Origin of the sequence: Desulfomicrobium escambiense DSM 10707, from assembly GCF_000428825.1 — a bacterium.
In the GTDB taxonomy this organism is placed as follows: domain Bacteria; phylum Desulfobacterota; class Desulfovibrionia; order Desulfovibrionales; family Desulfomicrobiaceae; genus Desulfomicrobium; species Desulfomicrobium escambiense.
The window spans coordinates 127,106-147,593 of record NZ_AUAR01000001.1 but is presented as its reverse complement, the minus strand read 5'-3'; the positions used below and the strand labels follow the sequence as shown (position 1 = coordinate 147,593).

The following is a 20,488-nucleotide window of genomic DNA, read 5'->3' as shown; positions in this document are numbered from 1 at the left end:
CTACCTCCCGCACATGGCGCCGACGAGGTCGGTCCGGGTCACGATGCCCTCGGGGCGGCCGTCGCCGTCGCAGATGGGCAGACGGTTGATGGAATGCCTGGCGAACAGTTCCGATATCTCGGACACCGGCGTCTCGCGGGAGGCGACCACGGGCGGGCTGGTCATGAGGTCGTCCACGAGGAGCCCGCGCAGGTCCGCGACCATGCAGCCCGGCGTGTTCAGGCAGGTGGAGACCACGGCCATGAAGGTGGCCGTGCCTGGCAGCCCCATCCGGCGCAGGAAATCCTTTTCCGAAACCACGCCGCAGACCCGCCCCTGGCCGTCGAGCACGGGCGCGCCGCTGACGCCAAGGCTGGCCATGCGCGCGGCCGCTTCCGGGGCCTTCATGCCCTTCTCCAGACAGTGCACGGGCGAGGACATGATCTCGTCCGCCCTGCCCAGGGCCCGGACGCGCTTCAGGGCCAGGTCGTACGCCAGCTCGTATATCTCCCGAAAGGTTCCGGGCGTGATGTCCACGTAACCCTGCATGGAACGCATGGCGTCCAAAACATCCTCTTCAGTCAAATCCATAAGTCCACATTGATCGGCCATACATTTCTCCTTCGATTACGTTCCTCCCAGGCGGTCCCGCCACCCGGGCCTCATCACCTACCCCATAAACGGGTCAAGGGCCAGCGCCCCGCATCTCTTCTTCCCCTCCCTCACACCTCTCTCCCATCCCCGACCTGCTCGTGGGTACGCCCGTCACGGATCTGGTAGAGCCGGCGGAACGTCGGGATGATCTTCTCGTCGTGGGTGACGACGATGATGGCGGTCTCGAACTGCGCGGCCATGCGGTTCAGGATGCGGATCACGGCCAAGGCGCGTTCGCTGTCCAGGGGTGCGGTGGGCTCGTCGGCCAGGATGACCGGCGGCCGGTTGACCAGGGCGCGGGCGATGGCCACGCGTTGCTGCTCCCCGCCCGAGAGCTGTGACGGCATGGCCTGGGCGCGGTGTCCGACGTCCAGGGCCTCCAGGAGTTCGCGGGCCCGAGAGCGGGCCTGGGAGTTGGGCAGGCCCGAGAGCATGGGCAACAGCGCCACGTTGTCGGTGACGTCGAGAAAGGGGATGAGATAGGGCGCCTGAAAGATGAACCCGATCTTGTCGCGGCGCAGGGCGCGCAGGTCGGGAATTTTCCAGCCGTGGTCGTAGATGAGGTCGTCGCCCAGGGTCATCCTGCCGCCCGTGGGCTCGATGACCGCGCCAAGGCACTTGAGGAGCGTGGTCTTGCCCGAGCCCGAAGGGCCGATGAGTCCCACCACTTCGCCGGGGGCGACCTCCATGTCCACGCCTTTGAGGGCGTCCACGGCCGTGTCGCCGTGACCGTAGCGCTTGCGCACGTCTTCGATGCGGATGCCCGTGGTCATGTTCAGCCTCCTATGGCCTCGGCCGGATCGACCTTGAGGGCCGCGCGGATGGCCATGACGCTGGCCAGGGCGCATATGACCATGACGGCGGCGAAACCGCGCGCCGCGTCGCCGGGGAGCAGGAGCACGTATTTGGGGAAGATGGGCGCCCACAGGGTGGCCGCGATCTTGCCGACGACGAAGCCGATGAGTCCCAGGCCCATGGCCTGCTGCAGGATCATGGCGGCGATGGTCCGGTTGCGAGTGCCGATGAGCTTCAGCACGGCGATCTCGCGGATCTTGCCCAGGGTCAGGGTGTAGATGATGAAGGCGACGATGGCTGCGCTGACCACGGACAGGATGACGAGGAACATGCCGATCTGCCGGGCCGAGGTGGCCACGAGCTTTTGGACCAGGATCTCCTCCATCTGGGTCCGGGTGTAGACCTCCAGACGGGTCCAGCGCCGGATGTCCGCGGCCACGTCGCCTGGCGGACGTCCCGGGGCGAGGCGCACGAGGACGGCGTTGACGTTGGCATTGGCAGACTGGGAGGCGATGACGGCGTCCAGAAGGCCGGGCACGGGCCGGTTGAAGGCCGGATTTTCCGCGGTGCGGCGGCGCGACCGGACGATGGCGTCGTTGTCCTTCAGGAACTGGGCCTCCTGGGCGTCCTTCAGCGGGATGAAGACCATGGGGTCCCCGCCTGAGGACACGGCGCGGCGCGTCAGGCCGACCACGGTGAAGACGTTGCGGCGGATGCGGATCTCCTGGCCGAGGCGAAAGCCCGTCTTGACATCGGCCACGGCCTCGTAGTGGCCGCGGGTGATGTGCCGGCCGGCGGTCAGGAAGGTCGGCTGGCCCGGCTCGCCGGGGCCGCCGGGAACCACGCCGACGACCATGGCGCGTACGTCGCCGCCGTCGTGGCGAACCTGCATGGTCAGGTAGGTCACGTTGGAGGCCTTGGTCACGCCCTCCATGGCCAGGATGGAGCGGTAGACGTCGTCGGGGATGGTCGAGGACTCGGCGTAGGGGCCCAGGGTGTCCTGCTGGACGACCCACAGGTCGGCGCGGCTGTTGTCCAGGAGCATGGTGGCGTCCTCGACCAGGCCTCGGTAGATGCCGGCCATGGACAGGGTGACGCCGATGAGCAGGCCGAGGCCCATGCCGGTGAACACGAACTTGCCCCAGGAGTGCAGGATGTCGCGTCCGGCCAGGCTGATCATTTCGCCCCCCCTTCGATGCGGTCGACGATCCTGATGGAACTGCGAGCCGTCAGCGGGGATTTGCTGTGGGAGACGACCTGCTGGCCGGATCGCAGGCCCGAACGGACCTGGACCATGCCGTCGAGGTCGCCGGGGCCGAGTTCCACGGGGGCGAAGCGGATCTCGCCGTTTTCCGCCAGCCAGACGCCGAGGGTCTGACCATCACGCTGAACGCTGCTGCCGGGGATGGTCGGGGCTGGCGGCAGAGCCGGAAGGTCAACCGTGACCTCGACGAGTTCGCCCACGGGCGGCAACGGGTCGGGCAAGTGCTCGAAAACGACCTTGGCCAGCAGTTCCTCGGTCACGGAATCGGCCACGGGTTCCACGCGCAGGACCCTGCCCGGCAGGACCTCGCCCGCCCGCGATCGCAGCACGAGGCGGGCGGGGAGACCGGCCCCGAGACCGGCGGCCCGGAGTTGATCGAAACGGGCGTTGACCCACAGACTGTCGGGGTCGATGACCTCCAGCACGGCCTGACCGGCCACGACCGTCGTGCCGGGATCGGCCAGGCGGCGCGTGACCAGCCCGGACGCGGGTGAGACCAGCCGGACCGTGTCCCGCTGCCGCGCAATCCCCTCGCCTTCGGAGCGCAGCCGCTCGTGCTCGTGCCTGGCAGACTCGGCGGACGCCAGGGCTGCGGCCAGGCCGCTCTCGGCCACGGCGAATTCCTGCCGGCGGGCTTCCAGGGAATCGCGGCTGACGGCCCCGGACTCGGCCAGGGATTCGAAACGGCCGGCCTGGGACCGGGCATAGGTCGCCCTGGCCCGCAGTTCGGCCACCTGGGCGTCGGCGGCCCGCACGGCCGCGGCAGCCCGGTCCAGGGCTGCGTTCTGGGCCGCGAGGCGCTCATCGAGGTCCACCGGATCCATCTCGCCGAGAACCTGCCCGGCCTCGACCCTGTCGCCCACGTGCACGGACAGGATCCGCACCCGGCCGGCCGCGGTGGGTCCGATGGCGTGCGTGAAGCGCGCCTCCACGGTGCCGATGCCGAAAAGCGACGGCCTGACGGCCATGTCCTTCACCTCGGCCACGACCACGGGCACGGGCGCCAGGGGACCCGAACGCATCGCGACAAAAAGGAAGGCGGCCCCAAGGAGTCCCAGGATGGCGGTCAGGACGACGGTCTTGCGGGATGTGGCTCGGATCATGGCAGTCTCCTCACGGCGCGCCGGTAGAGTTCGAAGGTCCGGGAGGCCGCGTCCGCGGCGTGCCGCATGTCGCCGCCGAGAAGGGACTTGATGACCAGGCCCTGGATGGACCCGATGAACATGGCTACGGCCACGGGCACATCGAGATTCTCGTCCACCTCCCCTTCCCGCTTGCCCCGCTCCAGCAGCGCGGCGAGCAGGTCGCCGTAGGTGCGCAGCAGATCCTCCAGGGCCTTCTTGGCCGGCGACGGCTCGGTGCGCGGCAGTTCGGCGAAAAGCATGCGCGGCACGCCCGGATACTCCACCGCGAAGCCAATGTGGGCGATGAAGACGGCCTCGAGGGCGGCCAGCGGCCCCGCAGCCCCGGCGGCGGCCCCTTGGACCCGGGCGAGCAGTTCGGCGGAGACCCAGTCCATGACCGTCTGCCAGACCTCGTCCTTGGTGGCGAAATGGCGAAACACGGCGGCCTGGGACAACCCCATGCGCGCGGCGATGGCCATGGTCGTGATCTCGGCCGGGTTGCGGACGGCGGCCAACTCCAGCACGGTCTTGACCGTCATGGCCCGCCGCTCCTCGGCCGAAAGATATTTGGGAACCTGTGTCATGCGCAGCCTCACAAAATAAGTGATCAATAACTCACTTTTTAACCAGGCCCGCATTCGTGTCAAGGCAGAAAACCGGCGAATCACCTCATTAGGCCGCCGAAGCGCCCCTGGAAAGATGCGCTCGAACCTTGTAGGGTCGGATGATCGCGGGATATGCGGACGGATGCACCCCGCCGCAGACCCACGGCAGGAGGTTCATGGATAACGGGAATGTCATCAGGCTCGGCGCCTTCGTCCTGACCGCCGCGGTGCTGGCCGCCCTGGAGGCGGTGCGTCCGCGCAGGGCGCCCGAGGCGGGGAGAACGATCCGGTGGGTCGGCAACCTCGGGTTGGTGGCCGTGTCGACGTTCCTTGTCCGGCTCCTCTTCCCCGTACCCCCCATGGCCCTGGCGGCGACGATGCGTGAGGCGGGCCTGGGCCTCTTCCCCGCCCTAGGCCTGATCCCGGCGGCAGAAATCGCCGTGACCATACTCATCCTGGACCTGGCCATGTACGCCCAGCACCGGGCCTTCCACGCCTGGCGGCCCCTGTGGCGGGTGCACTGAATGCACCACGCCGACACCTTCTTCGACTTCTCGACGGGGGTGCGTTTCCACCCCGTGGAAATCATGGCATCCATGGCCTTCAAGCTCGCCCTGGTGGCCCTGTTGGCCCCGCCGCCCGCGGCCGTATTTGCCTTCGAGGTCATCCTGAACGGCGCGGCCATGTTCAACCACGCCAACCTCTTCCTGCCCCTGACTGCGGACAGGATCCTGCGGCGCATCCTGGTCACCCCGGACATGCACCGCATCCACCACTCCACCGACGGCCGGGAGATGAACCGCAACTTCGGCTTCTGCTTCCCCTGGTGGGACCGCCTCTTCGCAACCTACCAGGACCAGCCCGCCAGGGGCCACGAAGCCATGCCCCTGGGCCTGAACATCTTCCGGGAGCGAAAATTCCGCTCCCTGCACAGGATGCTGGCCATGCCGTTCACGAGTCCAGACGTTCGACGCCGGCCCTGATGCCTTTCAAGCGTGCGGCGTTTCCGGTTCTCACCCGGTCCATCCCTGAAGCGGACACGCGGCCGCTCTCGCCTACGTCCGCAATGTCTCCGAGAGGGCACGGGCAAACATTTCTGAGGCACTGGCGCAATGAGGCGCGAACTGGTATGAAAAGGTTGCGCTTCCTGATGTCGGAGTCGGTCCGTATTGCCTCGTGATCCCGAGGGGGCCCCCATGTCGGACGACAGGCCTTTCACCCTTGCCGCGAAACGCGTCGGGGCCCTGCTGCTGGGCGGGGTCCTGCTGCTCCTGTGGGGGTGCGCGGCCGCCCCGCCCCCCTCTCTCGCCCCGCCGTCGGTCAGTCTCGGCCCGGTCCTGAACGTACTCGATTTCGAAACAGGCACCGACAGGGTCAGGCTCGTGCCCGACTCCACGGGCCGGATCCATGCCCTCGTCGCCGCCAGCCGGATGGAACGCGTCTACCACGTCACGGTAAGCGGCAACGCCGTCTCCGGACCGGAAATCGTCCGAAGCGATGTTTCGCCGGAGCGGATCGACGGGGCCTCCGACCGGGACGGGACGCTCCACGTACTCATGGACTCCGATCACCTCGTCCTGCAGCAAGGAGCCTGGGCATCATCCGACCCCGCTCCCTGGGCCGACACCGGCATTGTCCCGTCATGGGCCGGATTCGTGCCCGGAGCCCCGGAGCTGGTCTGGGCCTTCGAGGTGGACGGGGCGGACCTCGGGGCATCCATGCGCATGGATATCTACGGTTTCGGCGGCTACGGCGCCGGCATCATCTGGCCATGGTTCACGCGGGGCTCGCGACTGGTCCTCGCCAGCCAGGCGCATCCCGACTGCTGGAACGTGATCGGGCTGCCCGGACGCCTCGACTCCTGGCCCATCGCCTTTGCCGCCGGCCCCCATGGAGACGTCCACATTTCCTACTTCACGTCCCTGGGCGGCATGTTGGAGGCCCCGGACCCTCATTACGCCCGTCTCCGGATCGGGGAACTCGCGCCGGACCCGGCAAAGGATCCCGTGGCGCGGCAGCTCAGAATCGGCAACCGGACACTGCGGCTCCAGAACCTCATGGGCCAGCGGCTCCCCTCTCCGGCCGCCGGCGCGGGATCTTCATCCGGTACGATCGCCGTGGACCCGGAGAGCGGAACGGTTCTGCTGGGGATGGTCCTGCTGCTCCGCGGAAACATGTACACGGACGCACCGGGGGCGTCCCTAGCGGGAAGCACGGGTTTTCGCGCCCATACCGCACCGGCCGGCCGGGATGCCTTTCACGCCCTGCAGAACGGCAGCTACAGGCTGCTGACGGGCCACGAATGGTCCGCGCCGCTCGAACTCGGCACGCCGGCAACCGCCTCCTTCTGGGGAACGCCGTGGGATGCCGTCGACCTGGCCGGAACCGGCGACGGCAAGGCCTTCGCGGTCTGGCCCGTCCCCGGTGGCATCGTGGGACGCTGGATCGCATGGGACGCATCGAACGCGACCGATGCCACGCCTCTCGACACCCCCATGTGGCCCCTGCAGGACCCGAACCGGCCGGAACCCTTCGAGCCGGTTCACATCGTCATTGCCCCGCCGGAACGCGACCAAGGCCTCGAACGCCTCGCAAAGGTCATCGTCACGGATTACCGCAAGGAAACCGAATTCCGGCGGACCACGGTCTTCGACACGTTCATGAGCAGCATCGCGCTGCATCCGCCGGTATCCGAGCTTGTCGGACACATCGTTGAGGACCGCGCGGACCGTGTCCTCGCCGGGCTGGGCGGCACCGCGCCCGAAAGCATCGAATGCGACATCACCGCCTTCGAGATTGCAACGCCGGCCAACATCCTTTCCTGGAATGTGGAAACGAGGCTGGAATGGACCCTGCGCGTCCGGGGCCGGGTCGGGACGGTATCGGCTTCGGCTTCCGAGCGCACATTCCTGTGGCCGTCGGAGGGCATCATCGGCAAGGTCCTGCACGAGGCGCTCCGCCAAGCCGGCGAGGAAGCAGAACGGCAGCTGCGGATTCTGCTCGCTCCATGAGCGTCCCGACATCGCGTGAACAAAAGACCGCACAAGCACCAACCGCACACATGGAGGTTCCCGTGAACATGAAACTCGTCTCCATCGTCATCCTGGCGCTCGCCCTTGCCGGCTGCTCGGCGGGAGTCAAACGGCCGCAGGTTTCCGAGGTCGGTCGCCCCTGTCTCTCGGAACGGGACCAGGTTTCTTCGGTATCCGTATCGCTGACCGAGGAGGCCAAAAAGAAGGCTCTGGACAACCTCAAGTTCAATCCCGACGAACTGCTCAGCCACGTGAAGCGGGGCCTGGAGGCCAACAACCTGCTGAATCCCTCCGGCGACCTGTCGCGCCCCCACCTTGAAGTGCTGGTCAAGGACATGCGCGTGCGCTCCAACTTTTCCGCCGTCATGTGGGGGTTCATGGCTGGTGCGGATTCCATCACGGCCGACATCGTGCTCGAGGACGAAGCGGGCAAGGAACTCGACCGCTTCGAGGTTTCGGCATCCTACGCTCTGGGCGGCCTGGCCGGCGGCCAGGACAGTGCGCGGATGAGCTGGTTGTATGAGAAGTTCGCGGAGGAGACGGTCAAGGAATTGAGCCGGCAGCAGTGAACCCCGGTTCGCGCAGCATGGCAGGAAGCCGGTCACGTCGGCCGAGCGTGCGTCCCCCTGTTGGGAGGCGAACCCGGACAGTCAACCGATTCCGGGCGCCGCATATTCATCGAAAAAATCGATGGATGACTACCGAAAGGAGCGAAAATGCAAATACTTCTCGTCCTGTCCAGCCCGGACCCGGAGATCAAATGGAACGCCGTCAGGTTCGGCAACTTTCTGCTGACAGAGGGTGAAGACGTGACCCTGTTTCTGAACGGCCCGGCCGTGGACCTCTACGCCGACGACAGCCAGACCTTCCCCATCGCCGAACAGGCCAAGCTCTTCGCCCTGAGCGAGGGCGTGCTCGTCGCCTGAGGCAAGTGCATGGGCATCCACGGTGTGGATGCGAGCGAACACGTGACCATGTCGAACATGAAGTTTCTGTACGAACAGGTGCAGAAGGCCGACAGGATACTCAACTTCTAGCCCCGTGCAGCCGAGGCAGCCGCTGCCCGGTCCGGCCTCGGCTACAGCCCCCCTTTCAGTCCCGCGCGGCCGCGATGGCTGCGGCGATGTCGTCGGCCAGCCTCTCGACGTTGCGCTGCTGGGCTGCGACCCAGGTGGCGTGATCGGCGTCCGGCAGGGGCTGGGCCGTATCCGTGCGCCGCACCAGGGGTTCGCCCTGCCTTTCCGCGTCCAGCAGGGTCCAGCGGGCGGACAGCGTCGCCTCGCGGCCGAGGCTGCCGCCCATGGCCACCACGTCGACGAGGACGCGGAAGCGTGGCCGGGCCTGTTGGTCCCAAGGGAAGAGGGACACGTTCTCGGTCCCGAGAATCATCGAAAGCCGCTCGGCCACAGCCCGCGCCATGTCCCGGTCCACCTCGCCGGCCCAGCGGTGGTATTCTGACAGGCGGTACCGCCCGTTCTCCCCGCCCGTGGCGATGCGCGTCTGCTTGAGGACGTCGGGCAGGGTCACGGGGCCGACGCTCAAGGACACCGCGTCCCCGGCCGGGGCCGGGGCGGAAGCCTGCGGAACGTGCAGGCTGTAGTAGGACGTGGTCGGCGCCTTCCCGGCGCAACCGGCCAGCAGCATGGCGCAGGCCAGGCCCAGGAGCGCCGCGCGGGTGAGTCTACTTTTCATCTTCCTTCTCTCCTTTGCCGAACAGGAGCGACTGCGGCCGGCTCTCGATGGCGGTGGTCAGTTCGCGCAGGGAGCGCAGGGTCAGGGACAGCTCTTCGAGAGACTTCTTCAGGTTGTAGTTCAGGGGCGAGTCCTTGCCGATGGTGCCCTGCACCTCCTGCAACGTCGTCTGCAGGGCCCCGAGACTGGCCTGCAGCGCCGGGGCGGTCTCCCCGTTCAGGCGCCGCGCGAACACCCCGGCGTCCCTGACGGTCGTTGTCGCATCCTTGAGCAGCAGATCGAAATCCCGTCCGATCTTTTCAAAGGGCACCTTCTCCAGGCTGCGCGTGATCCTGGCGATGCTCTCCTGAATCTGCTCGATGGAGCCGCCCATGCTGGGGATGACCGGGAGTCCGTTCTCATGGGCCAGGACGGCCTTGGGCTCGTCGGGATAGAACCCGAGATCGACCAGGAGCTGCCCCGTGAGGAGGTTGCCCGTCTTGAGCTGGGCCCGCAGATTGCGGTCCTCCACGAACCATCTGAGCAGGGGATTGCTCTCCCCTGCCTCCTGTTCGGGAATGGCCTTCAGCACGTTCTGGATCCGCTCCGGCTCCACGGAAAGCAGGACGGGCACGCGCAGTTCCCTGCGCTTCTCGTCGTAGATCAGGTCGATACCGGACACCTCGCCGATCTTGATGCCGTAGATCTCCACCGGGGCGCCGATGCTCAGGCCCCGCACCGACTGGTCGAAATAGACCAGCCAGGTCCTGCGCAGGGTGTAGGTTTTCTCCTGGATGCTCTCGCGGGTGGGATAGAGCTGAAACGTCGCGTGTTCCGCCGCTTCCCCGCCAGGCTCCATGCCGTCGGGCACATCGAAGGCCAGGCCTCCGGAGATGATGGTGATGAGGGACTCCGTATCGATCTTCAGCCCCTGGGCCGAAAGGGACACGTCCAGGCCGCTCGAGTTCCAGAAGCGCGTGTTCTGGGTGACCTTGGCGTCGTGGGGGGCTTCGATGAAGACCTGGACGTCGACGGTCCGGCCGTCGGGGGCGAAGCCGAAGCTGACGACCTGGCCGACCTGAATCTGGCGGTAGTAGACCGGGACGCCGACCTTGAGGGAGCCGAGTTTCCTGGCTTTGAGCCAGAAATGCTTGCCGGGCAGGCCCGTGGTCACGACGGGCTGCACTTCGAGGCCGACGAAGCTCACGGTTGGCTGCCCTTCGAGGGCCGGATCGACGCCGATGTACGCGCCTGAAAACAGTGTGGTCAGGCCCGAGGCCGTGCCGCCGCGGATCTGGGCGCGCTCCACCCAGAAGCGTGTCCTGTCGTTCAGGTACCGGTCGTACCCCTTGGCCAGTTCGGCCGTGACCACGACCCGCTTCAGGTCGTCGCCCAGGCGGATGGTCTCGACCTGGCCGATGACCACGTCCTTGTACTTGATCTTGGTCTTGCCGGCCTCGAGCCCTTCGGCCGACGAGAACATGATGGTGATGACGGGGCCCTTCTCGCTCAGCGCCTTGAAGACGAGCCACCCGCCGACGACGAGGGCCACCAGCGGCACGATCCAGACCAGCGAGAGGCTGCGGCTTTTCCGGATTTGGGCGGGAGACGCGAGCTCCGCGGGGCTTTCGCTATCAGTCATGAATCCTCCTCGATGACATCCCAGATGAGGCGGGGGTCGAAACTCTCGGCGGCCAGCATGGTCAGCACCACCACCGTGGCGAAGAACACGGCCGCCGGGCCGGCCTCGATGTTGGCCACGGCGCCGAGCTTGACCAGGGCGACCAGGATGGTGACCACGTACACGTCGACCATGGACCACCGGCCCACCAGCTCCGTCATGCGGTACAACACGGTGCGGTCCCTGGGCCGCCAGCGGCAGCGCAGCTGGACGCTTGTCAGCAGAAAAATCAGGATGACCAGCTTGGCCATGGGCACGAAGATACTGGCGACGAAGATGACGGCCGCGATCTCCCACGAGCCGCTGTGGATGAAATAGATGACGCCGCTCATGATCGTGTCGGACTGGGCCGAGCCGAGGGCCGTGGTGATGGTCATGGGCAGGATATTGGCCGGCACGTACATGATGGCTGCGGCCAGCAGAAAGGCCCAGGCGCGGGCGATGCTGTTCGGCTTGCGGGCGTGCAGGGCCGCGCCGCAGCGCGGGCAGCGCCCATGGCCGGGGCCGACGGTCCCGGCGGGCACCAGGAGCCCGCAGTCGTGGCAGGCGATCAACCCGGCCTGCCTGGCGGAAGTGTATCCGCCGGTCATGGGCGGCGGTCCAGCCGCGCCCAGACGAGCGGAGGGTCGAGGGTCGCCATGGCGGCCGTGGTGACCACGGTCAGCAGGCCCAGGGCCATGACCGCCGCCCCCGGCACGATGGTCGCCATCTTGGCGAGCTTGACCAGGGCCACCAGGATGCCGATGACGAAGACCTCCATCATGGCCCACGAGTTGACGTGCAGGATGGCCCGGAAAATGGCGACGCTCCCCGGCGCCGCGGCGTTCAGGCGCAGGTGGACAAGGATGTAGAGAAGGCCCGTGAGCTGGGCCAGGGGTATGAGGGCGCAGGTCAGGAGCACGAGCGCGCCCAGGCCGTAGAGGTGCTGCTTCCAGAGCTCGAAGATGCCCGTCAGCAGCGTGGTCTCCTGCACGAATCCGCCGCTCTTCATGGCCAGGAAGGGGTGCGTCAGGGCGATGGCGAAAAGGATCAGCCCGCTCAGGGCGAAGGCCAGCGGCCGGTCGATGCTGTTGCTCTTTTGCCGGTGCACCACCGCCCCGCAACGCGGACAGAGGGAGGTCGTGCCGGCCGCGCCCGAAGGCCGCGTCAGCAGGTCGCAGGTCTGGCAGGCCACCACGCCAGGGGCGCTGCTGCCCCGGCGCGGGTCCGAGGCCGGTGTCTGTTCCGTCTCGTGACGGCGCGACGGGTCGATTGCCGTATTCATCATGCCAACTCCGCGGGGCTCCGCCTTTCCGAAGGCCCCCGATGTGTCACGCCCCCCGGGCCCGGTCAAGCAGGACGAAACGCCCCCAGGGCCGGGACGAGTCCGCTTCGGCGTTCACGTGAGATCCGTGAACACGAAGGGATTCCCCATTTGCAGCATCAGCTTGGCCGGACAGGAGGACACGGAGGCGGAAGGATCCGTGAATCGGGCGAACGCCGCGGCCTTGGCCCGGCCGGCGAAAAGCAGGACACCGGTCCCGCAGGCGCGCAGGAGGGACGCCGACGCGCTCATCCTGCCCGGCGGGGGCTTGGGCGCATCGTCCATGACGAAAAACCCGTGCCGCGCGTCCATGAGGGAGTGGTGGTCCGGAAAAAGGGACGCCACGTGCCCGTCCTCGCCCGCGCTGAGCAGAACGACGTCGAACCGGGAACCCAGTTCCGCCAGGGCCCCGTCGTAGTCCCGCGCCGCCCGCTGCGGGTCCGGGGCGTCGCCAGGGAACGGATGGGCCTGTGGGGGCATCCGCCCCTCCCGGGCCAGAGGGTCCACAAGGTGCTCGCGCAGCAGCCTGAAGTTGCTGTCGGGGTGGTCCATGGGGACCAGCCGCTCGTCGACCAGAAAGACATGGACCTGCCCCCAGTCCAGCCGCTCCTGCCGCATGGCCTCGAAAACCCCGGCCACGCTCCTGCCGCCGGGCACCCCGAGAACCGCCCGGCCCCGCTCGACGAGGACGCCGCACAGCGCGCCGCAAATGCGCGCGGCGACTTTCCGCAGCAGCTCGTTCTGATTCGTGTCCGTGATGACCGTCGCCACCGATGCCATGAGCTTCCTCCGCTTGACGTGTTGAGCATCCATACCGGTTCGCCGTGACGGTGCAACCGGATGCTGAGATCGGTCCGGCGGGCGGCGCCCCTGGTTTCCAGAACGCGGCCCTGCCCTGTCATGCTATCTGGCCTGCCCCCAGACAACGGCGATGCGTTTCTGCAGCAGTTCGGCCCATTCGTTCATGGCTTCCTCGGTCTGGCCGGTCTTCGTGAACCCGGCGGAGTCGTACTTCCTGCCGACCTTCGTATCGGCGAACATGGCCACGTTCTCACCCGTCACGGCGTCTACGAAGCGAATCTCCACGGCGCACTTGCCGACACCCATGCCCTGCCCCGTGACCGCCTGTTTGCCAGCCGAAAGGAGGATGCCGACGGGAATGACGGAGGTCAGGACGTTGGACACGGGGCTGCCTGCCTCAACCTCCGTCACGGCCGCCTTCACGCTGATCACGCCAGGACCGGGCCGCGCCGCCAGCTTCATCCCCGTACCGTCAGGCACGCGCGTGAGCACGTCATGGAAATATGTGGCCAGCAGTTCCAACTCCCCGATCTTCAGCCCCGACTCCCTGGCCATGTCCTCGGCGCGCCACAGCATCACGGGTTCGACGTACATGGCCGAGTAGGTTGCAGGGTTGAACGCCGGGTTGCGCCACCCAAGCCCTCCCTTCAGATCCGGGTTTTCCCGCAACATCGAATAGTCTGCACCGAGAAAATGGTTTACAGGGTTGAAGTCCTTCTGGACCGTGTTGTTGCCCGTGCCCGCGCACGCGCACACGGACAGCATCAACGCGACAAGCATGCACTTCTTCATGACGAATCCTTCCTGGTTAACATGTCCTGGCGACTCTCCGCATCACAGCATATCTCAACCCCTCCCGGCAATCCATCCCGAGCCCCCTGCCGCAGACCATGCAACACAAGGCCTTTTCTTGCGGCCGTGGCGGGATATCCTGACCATCCGTATTTTGCGCCCGTCTCGGATGGAAGGGAATGCGCAGGACCCGAAGCCTTTGTCGACCACCCTACTCCCCCCTGCGCCCTTGATCAAATGCCGATGGCAGCAGACACGCGGGAATCAGACTCGCCACCGCGGCAAGGTCGTGCGACCAAGCCGGGCTGCGCAAAAACGCCACCAAGCCCCTTTTCCCCGTGTGGTGCGAAGAATGTGACAAATCGGCCTTCGCACGCGTATATGCTCACACATGGATACGCCGGATACCGACAGAGACGACGCGATGGCCGTGGGGCGCACCCTGAACGGCGAACGCGAGGCCTTCGCCGTCCTGGTCCGGCGGTATCAGGGACCGGTCTACCGTCTCATGCTGCGCTTCAGCCGGGACGAGCACGAAGCCGGCGAAATGGCCCAGGACGCCTTTGTCCGGGCCTACGAGCGGCTGGCCTCCTTCGACACGCGGCGGCGCTTCTTCACCTGGCTCTACACATTGGCCCTGAACCTGGCCCGCGACCGTGCGCGGCGGGTCGTGCGCGAACCCCTGTATCGGCAGGACCTGGAAAAGATCCAGGCCGACCCACGACACGACCCCTTGGCCAGCCTCGAAGCCGCCCGGCTCCTCGACGCCCTGCGGGGGCTGGCGCCCAAATACGCCGAGGCCCTGGCCCTGCGGTACATCGAGGACATGCCCCTGGACGCCGTGGCCAAAACCCTTGGGCTGTCCATGAGCGGCGCCAAGATGCGCGTGCACAGGGCCCTGCACATGCTGCGGGAACTCTACGGGAAGGAAGGAACACCATGAATGCGAAACATCGCACCGATGCATCGAACGACGAACTCGCCTCCGGCCTGCGCCGCCTCGGCGCCATGGATCCGGGTCCGGATTTCGCGGCCCGCGTCATGGACCGCATCGGCGCCGCCGCGCCGCTGCCCGGCCCGAAGCGGCGGATGGCGCGGGTGATCGGCTGGCTCACGGAGCCGCGAACCATCCGCGTCTCGCCCCTCGGCGGCCTGGCCGCCGCGGCCTGCCTGCTGCTCGCCCTGGGACTGTTCTTCACCATCAATCCCGGGACCGGAAGCGGCCGTACACCGGCAGGCCTGTCGCCCGTCACCTTCGTCCTGGCCGCGCCCTCGGCGCGGGAAGTGGCCGTCATCGGCAGCTTCAACGGCTGGAAGACTGCGGGCTGGACCATGCGCAACGATCCGGCCACGGGCCTGTGGACCCTGACGACGGCCTTGCCGCCCGGCAGCCACGAATACGTCTTTCTCGTCGACGGGACCACGCCCGTGACCGACGCCGCGGCGGCCCTCAGCGTCGACGACGGCTTCGGCAGCCGCAACTCCGTCCTGCTGGTGAAAAACGGCGATGGCGCGGCGCTTTAGCATCCTGCTCATTGCGTTCCTCGTAGCCGCGGCATGGCTACCGGGACCGGTGGACGCCCTGGCGTCCGCACTCGACGCGCCCCTGCGGCAGGCCCAGGACGACGGACGGCTGACCGCCGGCGATGCCCAGGCCATCGAAGCCGCCATCGACCAGGCCAGGGCCGACGGGCTGCCGCCTGCGCCCTTCATAGCCAAGGCCGAGGAAGGGCTGGCCAAACGCGTCACTGGCCGGGCCATCATCCAGGCCCTGGAGACCATGCGCAGCGATTACGCGTTCGCCCGAGACGCCCTGGCAAGGGAAGGTCGGGAGCCGTCGCCGGACGACGTCGTCATGGCCGGGGACAGTCTGCGGGTCGGACTCACGCGCCAGGAACTGGACGAGATGGCGGCATTGGCGCCGCCCGCGTCGCCGGCGGAACTGGCCACGGCGGCCAGAACGCGGGCAGCATTGAACGCCGTCGCATTTCCCTCGCCTCTGTCCGACGCCATCCTGCGCCGCGGCCTGGCCGCAGGTTCCCTGTCCGCGCAGTGGACGCAACTCTTCCGCGTGGTGCAGCGGACCCGCGAGGCAGGCATGGCCGACGCCGCCGTGGCCGACGCCGCCATGCGGACACTGGACGACGGGGGCGGGCCGGCCGAACTCCTGCAGGAACTGGGGCTGACCGGCCGTGACATCCGCAGAAGCCCCGGCAAAACCGCAAAATAGTCTGTGACCTTCGGGTCCGGCCAACGTATATCCTTGTGCCATGAAAAACATCATCCGTACGATCATCATCCTGCTGCTGCCCCTGACCATCGGAGCCTGCGCCACCATGGACGCCGCAGTCCGCAAGGTCCAAGGGGAATACCATGCGGTGCAGGGGCAATACTACCTGAACAGGGGAGATTTCGCCGCCGGCCGGGCGGCCTTCGCCCCCAGGGTGGCCCAGTGGCCCGACGACCCTGAACTGAACTACTTCATGGCCCGCTTCGAGCTGGGCGGAGACAAACCCGAGGCGGCGCTGCCGTTCATCCAGAAGGCCGTGAAGCTGGCCCCGGCCAACGCCGACTACCGCTTCTGGGAAGGCGTGACCTGGTGGGCGCTGATGAAGCCGGACAAGGAAAGGGCCGCCTACGAAAAGGCCCTGTCCATCGACCCGGACCACCTCTCGGCGAACCTCTACCTGGCCCACAACATGCTCGACCGCGGCAGAAACGCCGAGGCGCTGAAACTCTACGACAAGGCCCTCTCCCTGAACCCGGACGAACCCCAAGCCATGTTCAACAGGGCAGTGGCCCTGGAGCGCCTGAAGCGGGACAGGGAGATGAAGCTGGCCATGCACCGCTACCTGGAGAACTACCCGGACGCCCCCCTTGCGCGGCAGGGCGTGCGCATGCTGAACGAAGCCGGCGACTTCTCGTGGCGCAACCACGTCATCGGGCTGCGCACCATCCCCCTGAAGGCCGTGGAGTTCAGGCCTGGAACGGCGACGCTGACCGAAAACGGCGAAGCATCGCTGAGGCGCATCGGCGAGATGCTGAACGACAAGGCGGACCTGAACGTCCACGTCGTCGTCTACGTCAAGGGCGACACGGCCCTGGCCAGGGACCGGGCCCTGGCCGTCAGGGAATATGTTCGCCGCCAGTACCCGAAAGTCGCCCCGGCGCGCCTCGCGCCGAGCTGGTTCGGCAAACCCGAGAGCATCAAAACGGACACCGGGACGCACAGCCTGGCCCAGTCCGTCAACATCTTCACCAAGGTTCAATGACGTAAAGGAGAATCACCATGCGTACCATCCTCAAGTATTTTCTGGCCGCAATGCTGCTGACGACCCTGTCGGCCCTTCCGGTCATGGCTCAGGAAGCGGATGATCCCGGCGACGCCCCCGCACCGGCCTTCAGCAACCCGACACAGTCGAGCATTGCCGAAGGGCTGGCTGCGGCCGCAACGGAAAAAGCCGATGCAGAGCTCGCAGATGCGACGACAAATCTTGAAGCAGCAGACGACGCCAGAAACACTGCTGTCGCGAACGCGGCGGCAAACCCTGACGACACGGCGCTCCAAGAAGAAGCCGCGAAAGCGCAGCAAGCCTATGAGGACGCTTATGACGCATTCACCGCTGCAGCTGCGGCTGCCGATGTGGATGTCACGTCTGCCGACATTGCGGGTATGCGAGACCTTGGAATGGGCTGGGGCCAAATCGCGCAGGAGCTTGGCGTGCATCCCAGCACCATCGGCCAGAGCGTGGCCAACCGCAACCGCGCCATGAACAGCTTTGGCAACGCGTACGGTCTGACAACGCGTAACACCGCCACGGGCAAATCCAGCGACGCGGCCTCCGCTTCATCGGGCAAGGGCGGCAAGGCAGGAGGAAACGGCAAGGGTGGAGGTAACGCCGGTGGCAACGGCAAGGGCGGCGGTAACGGCGGCGGCAACGGCGGTGGCAACGGCGGTGGCAACGGCGGTGGAAATGGTGGAGGCAACGGCGGCGGAAAGAAGTAGCACCTCGCCATCTCGCTGATCATCGTTCAAGGGATCGGACACGGAGTCCGGTCCCTTTGTTTTTTCGACCCCCACACAGCCCGCCACTGCAGTCCGTCACGGTCTTCGCCCGGCCGGGCCCGACCCGCCATCCCTTTGGGGCGCGTACCCTTCCCTCTGGCAAAGGACGGCCAATCCGGTTATGGGCTGGTCATCAGCAACCGTTTCAGGAACATGCAATGCCTTCGTGTGCACATGGCGCAGCCCTCTTCTCGTACCCCTTTCTGTCCCTGTGCGCGGTGGCCCTGTTCGGCTTCGGCAATATCGCCGTGTTCTACGGCCTCTATCCCTACCTCATCTCCATCGGGATTTCGCCCTTCTGGTCCGGCTGGATTCTGGCCCTCGAACCTCTGACCGCCCTGGTCCTGCGTCCGCTCATCAGCCCCAGGCTCGGGCCCGGCAACGCCCTGCCGGTCATGTGCGCGAGTCTGGTCATGACCGCTCTGGCCCTGCTCGGCTACTGCCTGGCCAGGGACACGGCGTCCCTCGTCTGCCTGCGGATCTTTCACGGCGCGGCCTTCGTGGCCCTGGTCTCGGCGACCACGGCGCTGCTCGTGCACTTCATCCCGCCTTCCGCAAGCGGCCGGGGCTTCGGCATCTTTTCTTTGACCACCATGCTGCCCTTCGCCGTCATGCCCCCGCTCATGGAATTCCTGCTGCGCTTCGTGCCCAGCGCCGGCCAGGCCTACGCCTGGATCTCGCTCATGACCCTGCCGGCCCTGGCGCTGCTGATTCCGCTGCGCCCCCATGCCCGACTGGCGGCGGAAGCCGCCGCCCGGATGGGACGGACCGGGCCGGGGCCGGGAGCCGTCGCCATGGCCCTGAAAAACAGGAACGTGTCGCTGGTGCTCGGCGCGAGCCTGCTGACCTTTCTCAGCTCCACCCTCCTTTTCTTCTTCATGAAAGATTACGGGACGAGTCTGGGCCTGGCCAACGCGGGCCTTTTCTTCACCGTGTCGACAGGGGCGACCATCGCCGTGCGCGTCGCGGGCAGCGGATTTTTCGACCGGGTCGACAAGCGTCGGACCCTGGTGCTGACCTTCTGCGTCCTTGCCGGATGCTACGGCGCGTACGCCCTGGTCAGGGCTCCGCTGCCGTTCCTCCTCGCGGCAACCGTGTTCGGCGCCTGCATGGGCGTCGCCCTGCCGCTCCTGCAGTCGACCCTCTTCGTTCTGGCCGAACCGGCGCACAGGGGCCTGAACGCCAACCTGATGCTCTCCACCATGGACGCAGGCTATTTCCTGGGACCGTACCTCGGCGGCATGATCCTGGCCGCCGGCCTGCCCCACGCCTGGCTCTTCCGGCTCTCCGCGGCCATGGCCCTCGGCGCCGCCCTGCTCGTACACCGCAGCACGGCCCAGGACCCGCCGCCCCATTCCTGAACCTTCCGCCAAGGAACAAACCCGATGCACCCCACCAGAACCCGACAGGAATGCCTGGACTGGCTCCGCGCCACCCCCAGGGCCATCGAACCCGGACAGGACGTGAAGATCGCCCCGTTCAGGCCCGAGGACGCCGAGGGCGTCGCCCGGCTGTATTTCGCCGTCTACGGGGAGAACTTCCCCCTGGACTATGTCTACGACCCGGCCAGCATCGCGGCCGCGAACGCGGGGCCGGACCTGTACCAGTACGTGGCTCGCACCCCGTCCGGAGACGTGGTCGGAGTTTCGGCCCTGTTCCGGGCCGCCCCTTTCGAGGGCATCATGGAATCGGGGGGGCTCATGGTCCTGCCCGGGTACCGTAGCGGTTTCCTGGCCGTGAACCTGACCGCGGCGACGATCGACACCCTGCCGCAGGAGCTCGGCCTCAACGCCGTGTTCGGACAGTGCGTATGCGACCTGCTGAGCACGCAGAAGATGGTGCGGAAATTCGCCTACGGCTACTACGCCATGGAACTGGAAGCCATGCCGCCAAGGCCCGAGGAGAGCATCGACGGGGTCGGCGGCCGGATTTCGCTCCTCAACGCCATGCGCATCTTCCGCGACCAACCACACACCGTCCACCTGCCCAAGCGCTACGCCCGGTTCATCCAGGGCATCTACGCCGCGGCAGGACTGGAGCGCAGTCCGGGCGTACCCCTGCCGGCCACCGGACCGACCCGCTGCACCGCGACCGCCATGGATGCGGCGTCCCTGGCCAAGCTCCTGGTCCACGAACCGGGGACGGACTTGCAGGCCGCCATCGACGCCTTCGAAACCCGTCACCCGGGCCGCCACGCGTACCACCTGCACTTGCCGCTGGCCCATCCGGCCCTGCCGGAAGCCGTGGAAACGGCCCGCGCACGGGGCTATTTCTACGCCGGCGTGCTCCCGCTCTGGACTGGCACCGACGTGCTCCTGCTGCAGAAGCTCCCAGCCGAGCCGGACTTCTCCCTGCCCAGGCTCCTTGGCGACGAGGCCAAGAAACTGCTCGCCTTCATCCGGGCCGACCGGGAGTCCCTGGCAACCTGAAAACCGGGCCGGGTCTCCCCGGCCCGCAGCCTACCTGTTCAGACGCTTCTCGAAATCTTCGAGGGTCTTCAGCTCGCACGCCTCTTTTTCGCTGATGCTGACCTTGAACCGGTCCGCGATGGCCAGCAGGATGGCCGGGTAATCGACGGAATCGACGCCCTGCCTGGCCAGGGCCAGGCTGGGGTCGAGCCCGTCGACGACATCCGGCTCAACGCCGGCGTCCAGGAAAAGATCGAGCAACTCTTCGCGGGTGACAGTCATGGTCATCTCCTTGGTGTAACTGGTGACAGCG

Annotated in this window: 24 protein-coding genes; 12 read left to right on the top strand and 12 right to left on the bottom strand. The window is 67.0% G+C overall.

The window, feature by feature from the left end:
* From G394_RS0100655 to G394_RS0100635, 5 genes are all read right to left on the bottom strand, one after another.
* Window positions 1-591, bottom strand: a complete 591-nt coding sequence (locus G394_RS0100655) for a CBS domain-containing protein (protein ID WP_028575999.1) — start codon at window positions 589-591, stop codon at window positions 1-3.
* Between the two features lie 110 nt (window positions 592-701).
* Window positions 702-1,406: an ABC transporter ATP-binding protein gene (locus G394_RS0100650; RefSeq protein WP_028575998.1), complete on the bottom strand. Its 705-nt coding sequence runs from the start codon at window positions 1,404-1,406 to the stop codon at window positions 702-704.
* A 2-nt stretch (window positions 1,407-1,408) separates the two neighbouring features.
* Complete coding sequence (locus G394_RS0100645; RefSeq protein WP_028575997.1) at window positions 1,409-2,608, bottom strand: ABC transporter permease; 1,200 nt, start codon at window positions 2,606-2,608, stop codon at window positions 1,409-1,411.
* On the bottom strand, window positions 2,605-3,795 hold the full coding sequence (locus tag G394_RS0100640) for an efflux RND transporter periplasmic adaptor subunit (RefSeq protein ID WP_028575996.1): 1,191 nt from the start codon (window positions 3,793-3,795) through the stop codon (window positions 2,605-2,607). The genes G394_RS0100645 and G394_RS0100640 overlap by 4 nt, the downstream gene beginning before the upstream one ends.
* Complete coding sequence (locus tag G394_RS0100635; RefSeq protein ID WP_028575995.1) at window positions 3,792-4,400, bottom strand: TetR/AcrR family transcriptional regulator; 609 nt, start codon at window positions 4,398-4,400, stop codon at window positions 3,792-3,794. The genes G394_RS0100640 and G394_RS0100635 overlap by 4 nt, the downstream gene beginning before the upstream one ends.
* A gap of 197 nt (window positions 4,401-4,597) precedes the next feature.
* Here G394_RS0100635 and G394_RS21570 point away from each other — a divergent pair, with 197 nt between their 5' ends.
* The 5 genes from G394_RS21570 to G394_RS0100615 all read left to right on the top strand — a co-directional run bounded on the left by G394_RS21570 (window position 4,598) and on the right by G394_RS0100615 (window position 8,490).
* Window positions 4,598-4,945, top strand: coding sequence for a sterol desaturase family protein (locus tag G394_RS21570; RefSeq protein ID WP_245578232.1), 348 nt, complete (start codon window positions 4,598-4,600; stop codon window positions 4,943-4,945).
* Window positions 4,946-5,404 carry a sterol desaturase family protein gene (locus tag G394_RS21565; RefSeq protein WP_245578231.1) on the top strand — a complete coding sequence of 153 codons (459 nt, stop codon included), beginning with the start codon at window positions 4,946-4,948 and terminating at the stop codon, window positions 5,402-5,404.
* 213 nt (window positions 5,405-5,617) lie between these two features.
* A complete protein-coding gene (locus G394_RS0100625; protein ID WP_028575994.1) occupies window positions 5,618-7,432 on the top strand; it encodes a hypothetical protein in 1,815 nt (604 codons plus the stop codon).
* A 68-nt stretch (window positions 7,433-7,500) separates the two neighbouring features.
* Complete coding sequence (locus G394_RS0100620; RefSeq protein ID WP_156902376.1) at window positions 7,501-8,022, top strand: DUF4410 domain-containing protein; 522 nt, start codon at window positions 7,501-7,503, stop codon at window positions 8,020-8,022.
* Window positions 8,023-8,169: 147 nt separating this feature from the next.
* Complete coding sequence (locus G394_RS0100615) at window positions 8,170-8,490, top strand: DsrE family protein (protein ID WP_245578230.1); 321 nt, start codon at window positions 8,170-8,172, stop codon at window positions 8,488-8,490.
* A gap of 55 nt (window positions 8,491-8,545) precedes the next feature.
* Here the strand turns inward: G394_RS0100615 and G394_RS0100605 are convergent, their stop codons facing one another.
* The 6 genes from G394_RS0100605 to G394_RS0100580 all read right to left on the bottom strand — a co-directional run bounded on the left by G394_RS0100605 (window position 8,546) and on the right by G394_RS0100580 (window position 13,701).
* Window positions 8,546-9,145 carry a PqiC family protein gene (locus G394_RS0100605; RefSeq protein ID WP_028575991.1) on the bottom strand — a complete coding sequence of 200 codons (600 nt, stop codon included), beginning with the start codon at window positions 9,143-9,145 and terminating at the stop codon, window positions 8,546-8,548.
* Window positions 9,135-10,766 (bottom strand): PqiB family protein, encoded by a 1,632-nt coding sequence (locus G394_RS0100600; protein WP_028575990.1) that lies wholly within the window; start codon window positions 10,764-10,766, stop codon window positions 9,135-9,137. Before G394_RS0100600 ends, G394_RS0100605 begins: the two co-directional genes overlap by 11 nt.
* Window positions 10,763-11,395 carry a paraquat-inducible protein A gene (locus G394_RS0100595; RefSeq protein WP_028575989.1) on the bottom strand — a complete coding sequence of 211 codons (633 nt, stop codon included), beginning with the start codon at window positions 11,393-11,395 and terminating at the stop codon, window positions 10,763-10,765. Before G394_RS0100595 ends, G394_RS0100600 begins: the two co-directional genes overlap by 4 nt.
* The gene (locus tag G394_RS0100590; RefSeq protein ID WP_245578229.1) at window positions 11,392-12,072 is read right to left on the bottom strand and encodes a paraquat-inducible protein A; all 681 of its coding nucleotides are present in this window, start codon (window positions 12,070-12,072) and stop codon (window positions 11,392-11,394) included. Before G394_RS0100590 ends, G394_RS0100595 begins: the two co-directional genes overlap by 4 nt.
* Window positions 12,073-12,183: 111 nt before the next feature.
* Window positions 12,184-12,888: a 6-phosphogluconolactonase gene (gene pgl, locus G394_RS17360; RefSeq protein ID WP_051306839.1), complete on the bottom strand. Its 705-nt coding sequence runs from the start codon at window positions 12,886-12,888 to the stop codon at window positions 12,184-12,186.
* Window positions 12,889-13,011: 123 nt separating this feature from the next.
* Window positions 13,012-13,701 (bottom strand): DUF3313 domain-containing protein, encoded by a 690-nt coding sequence (locus G394_RS0100580; protein WP_028575987.1) that lies wholly within the window; start codon window positions 13,699-13,701, stop codon window positions 13,012-13,014.
* Window positions 13,702-14,092: 391 nt separating this feature from the next.
* Between G394_RS0100580 and G394_RS0100575 the strand changes: the two genes are divergently transcribed.
* From G394_RS0100575 to G394_RS0100545, 7 genes are all read left to right on the top strand, one after another.
* Window positions 14,093-14,644 (top strand): RNA polymerase sigma factor, encoded by a 552-nt coding sequence (locus tag G394_RS0100575; protein WP_028575986.1) that lies wholly within the window; start codon window positions 14,093-14,095, stop codon window positions 14,642-14,644.
* Entirely contained in the window at window positions 14,641-15,225 is a 585-nt protein-coding gene (locus G394_RS0100570) for an isoamylase early set domain-containing protein (RefSeq protein WP_028575985.1), read from the top strand. The genes G394_RS0100575 and G394_RS0100570 overlap by 4 nt, the downstream gene beginning before the upstream one ends.
* Complete coding sequence (locus G394_RS0100565) at window positions 15,209-15,931, top strand: hypothetical protein (RefSeq protein ID WP_028575984.1); 723 nt, start codon at window positions 15,209-15,211, stop codon at window positions 15,929-15,931. The genes G394_RS0100570 and G394_RS0100565 overlap by 17 nt, the downstream gene beginning before the upstream one ends.
* A gap of 40 nt (window positions 15,932-15,971) precedes the next feature.
* Window positions 15,972-16,973: a tetratricopeptide repeat protein gene (locus G394_RS0100560; protein ID WP_028575983.1), complete on the top strand. Its 1,002-nt coding sequence runs from the start codon at window positions 15,972-15,974 to the stop codon at window positions 16,971-16,973.
* Between the two features lie 17 nt (window positions 16,974-16,990).
* Window positions 16,991-17,707 (top strand): hypothetical protein, encoded by a 717-nt coding sequence (locus G394_RS21010; RefSeq protein WP_051306838.1) that lies wholly within the window; start codon window positions 16,991-16,993, stop codon window positions 17,705-17,707.
* Between the two features lie 218 nt (window positions 17,708-17,925).
* Complete coding sequence (locus G394_RS17350; RefSeq protein WP_051306837.1) at window positions 17,926-19,128, top strand: MFS transporter; 1,203 nt, start codon at window positions 17,926-17,928, stop codon at window positions 19,126-19,128.
* Window positions 19,129-19,152: 24 nt separating this feature from the next.
* Window positions 19,153-20,196: a hypothetical protein gene (locus G394_RS0100545; RefSeq protein WP_028575982.1), complete on the top strand. Its 1,044-nt coding sequence runs from the start codon at window positions 19,153-19,155 to the stop codon at window positions 20,194-20,196.
* A gap of 30 nt (window positions 20,197-20,226) precedes the next feature.
* On the opposite strand, the gene G394_RS0100540 is transcribed toward G394_RS0100545, so the two are convergent.
* Entirely contained in the window at window positions 20,227-20,457 is a 231-nt protein-coding gene (locus G394_RS0100540) for a phosphopantetheine-binding protein (protein WP_028575981.1), read from the bottom strand.
* Window positions 20,458-20,488: the final 31 nt, after the last annotated feature.

What these genes read in the sequence shown, in the direction of transcription:
- G394_RS0100540 (WP_028575981.1), bottom strand. Translation starts at nt 20,457, where the DNA reads ATGACTGTCACCCGCGAAGAGTTGCTCGATCTTTTCCTGGACGCCGGC.
- G394_RS0100645 (WP_028575997.1), bottom strand. Translation starts at nt 2,608, where the DNA reads ATGATCAGCCTGGCCGGACGCGACATCCTGCACTCCTGGGGCAAGTTC.
- G394_RS0100570 (WP_028575985.1), top strand. Translation starts at nt 14,641, where the DNA reads ATGAATGCGAAACATCGCACCGATGCATCGAACGACGAACTCGCCTCC.
- G394_RS0100590 (WP_245578229.1), bottom strand. Translation starts at nt 12,072, where the DNA reads ATGATGAATACGGCAATCGACCCGTCGCGCCGTCACGAGACGGAACAG.
- G394_RS0100625 (WP_028575994.1), top strand. Translation starts at nt 5,618, where the DNA reads ATGTCGGACGACAGGCCTTTCACCCTTGCCGCGAAACGCGTCGGGGCC.
- G394_RS0100640 (WP_028575996.1), bottom strand. Translation starts at nt 3,795, where the DNA reads ATGATCCGAGCCACATCCCGCAAGACCGTCGTCCTGACCGCCATCCTG.
- G394_RS21565 (WP_245578231.1), top strand. Translation starts at nt 4,946, where the DNA reads ATGCACCACGCCGACACCTTCTTCGACTTCTCGACGGGGGTGCGTTTC.
- pgl (WP_051306839.1), bottom strand. Translation starts at nt 12,888, where the DNA reads ATGGCATCGGTGGCGACGGTCATCACGGACACGAATCAGAACGAGCTG.
- G394_RS0100545 (WP_028575982.1), top strand. Translation starts at nt 19,153, where the DNA reads ATGCACCCCACCAGAACCCGACAGGAATGCCTGGACTGGCTCCGCGCC.
- G394_RS0100650 (WP_028575998.1), bottom strand. Translation starts at nt 1,406, where the DNA reads ATGACCACGGGCATCCGCATCGAAGACGTGCGCAAGCGCTACGGTCAC.
- G394_RS0100565 (WP_028575984.1), top strand. Translation starts at nt 15,209, where the DNA reads ATGGCGCGGCGCTTTAGCATCCTGCTCATTGCGTTCCTCGTAGCCGCG.
- G394_RS0100620 (WP_156902376.1), top strand. Translation starts at nt 7,501, where the DNA reads ATGAAACTCGTCTCCATCGTCATCCTGGCGCTCGCCCTTGCCGGCTGC.
- G394_RS0100575 (WP_028575986.1), top strand. Translation starts at nt 14,093, where the DNA reads ATGGATACGCCGGATACCGACAGAGACGACGCGATGGCCGTGGGGCGC.
- G394_RS17350 (WP_051306837.1), top strand. Translation starts at nt 17,926, where the DNA reads ATGCCTTCGTGTGCACATGGCGCAGCCCTCTTCTCGTACCCCTTTCTG.
- G394_RS0100595 (WP_028575989.1), bottom strand. Translation starts at nt 11,395, where the DNA reads ATGACCGGCGGATACACTTCCGCCAGGCAGGCCGGGTTGATCGCCTGC.
- G394_RS0100580 (WP_028575987.1), bottom strand. Translation starts at nt 13,701, where the DNA reads ATGAAGAAGTGCATGCTTGTCGCGTTGATGCTGTCCGTGTGCGCGTGC.
- G394_RS0100600 (WP_028575990.1), bottom strand. Translation starts at nt 10,766, where the DNA reads ATGACTGATAGCGAAAGCCCCGCGGAGCTCGCGTCTCCCGCCCAAATC.
- G394_RS0100635 (WP_028575995.1), bottom strand. Translation starts at nt 4,400, where the DNA reads ATGACACAGGTTCCCAAATATCTTTCGGCCGAGGAGCGGCGGGCCATG.
- G394_RS0100605 (WP_028575991.1), bottom strand. Translation starts at nt 9,145, where the DNA reads ATGAAAAGTAGACTCACCCGCGCGGCGCTCCTGGGCCTGGCCTGCGCC.
- G394_RS0100560 (WP_028575983.1), top strand. Translation starts at nt 15,972, where the DNA reads ATGAAAAACATCATCCGTACGATCATCATCCTGCTGCTGCCCCTGACC.
- G394_RS21570 (WP_245578232.1), top strand. Translation starts at nt 4,598, where the DNA reads ATGGATAACGGGAATGTCATCAGGCTCGGCGCCTTCGTCCTGACCGCC.
- G394_RS21010 (WP_051306838.1), top strand. Translation starts at nt 16,991, where the DNA reads ATGCGTACCATCCTCAAGTATTTTCTGGCCGCAATGCTGCTGACGACC.
- G394_RS0100655 (WP_028575999.1), bottom strand. Translation starts at nt 591, where the DNA reads ATGGCCGATCAATGTGGACTTATGGATTTGACTGAAGAGGATGTTTTG.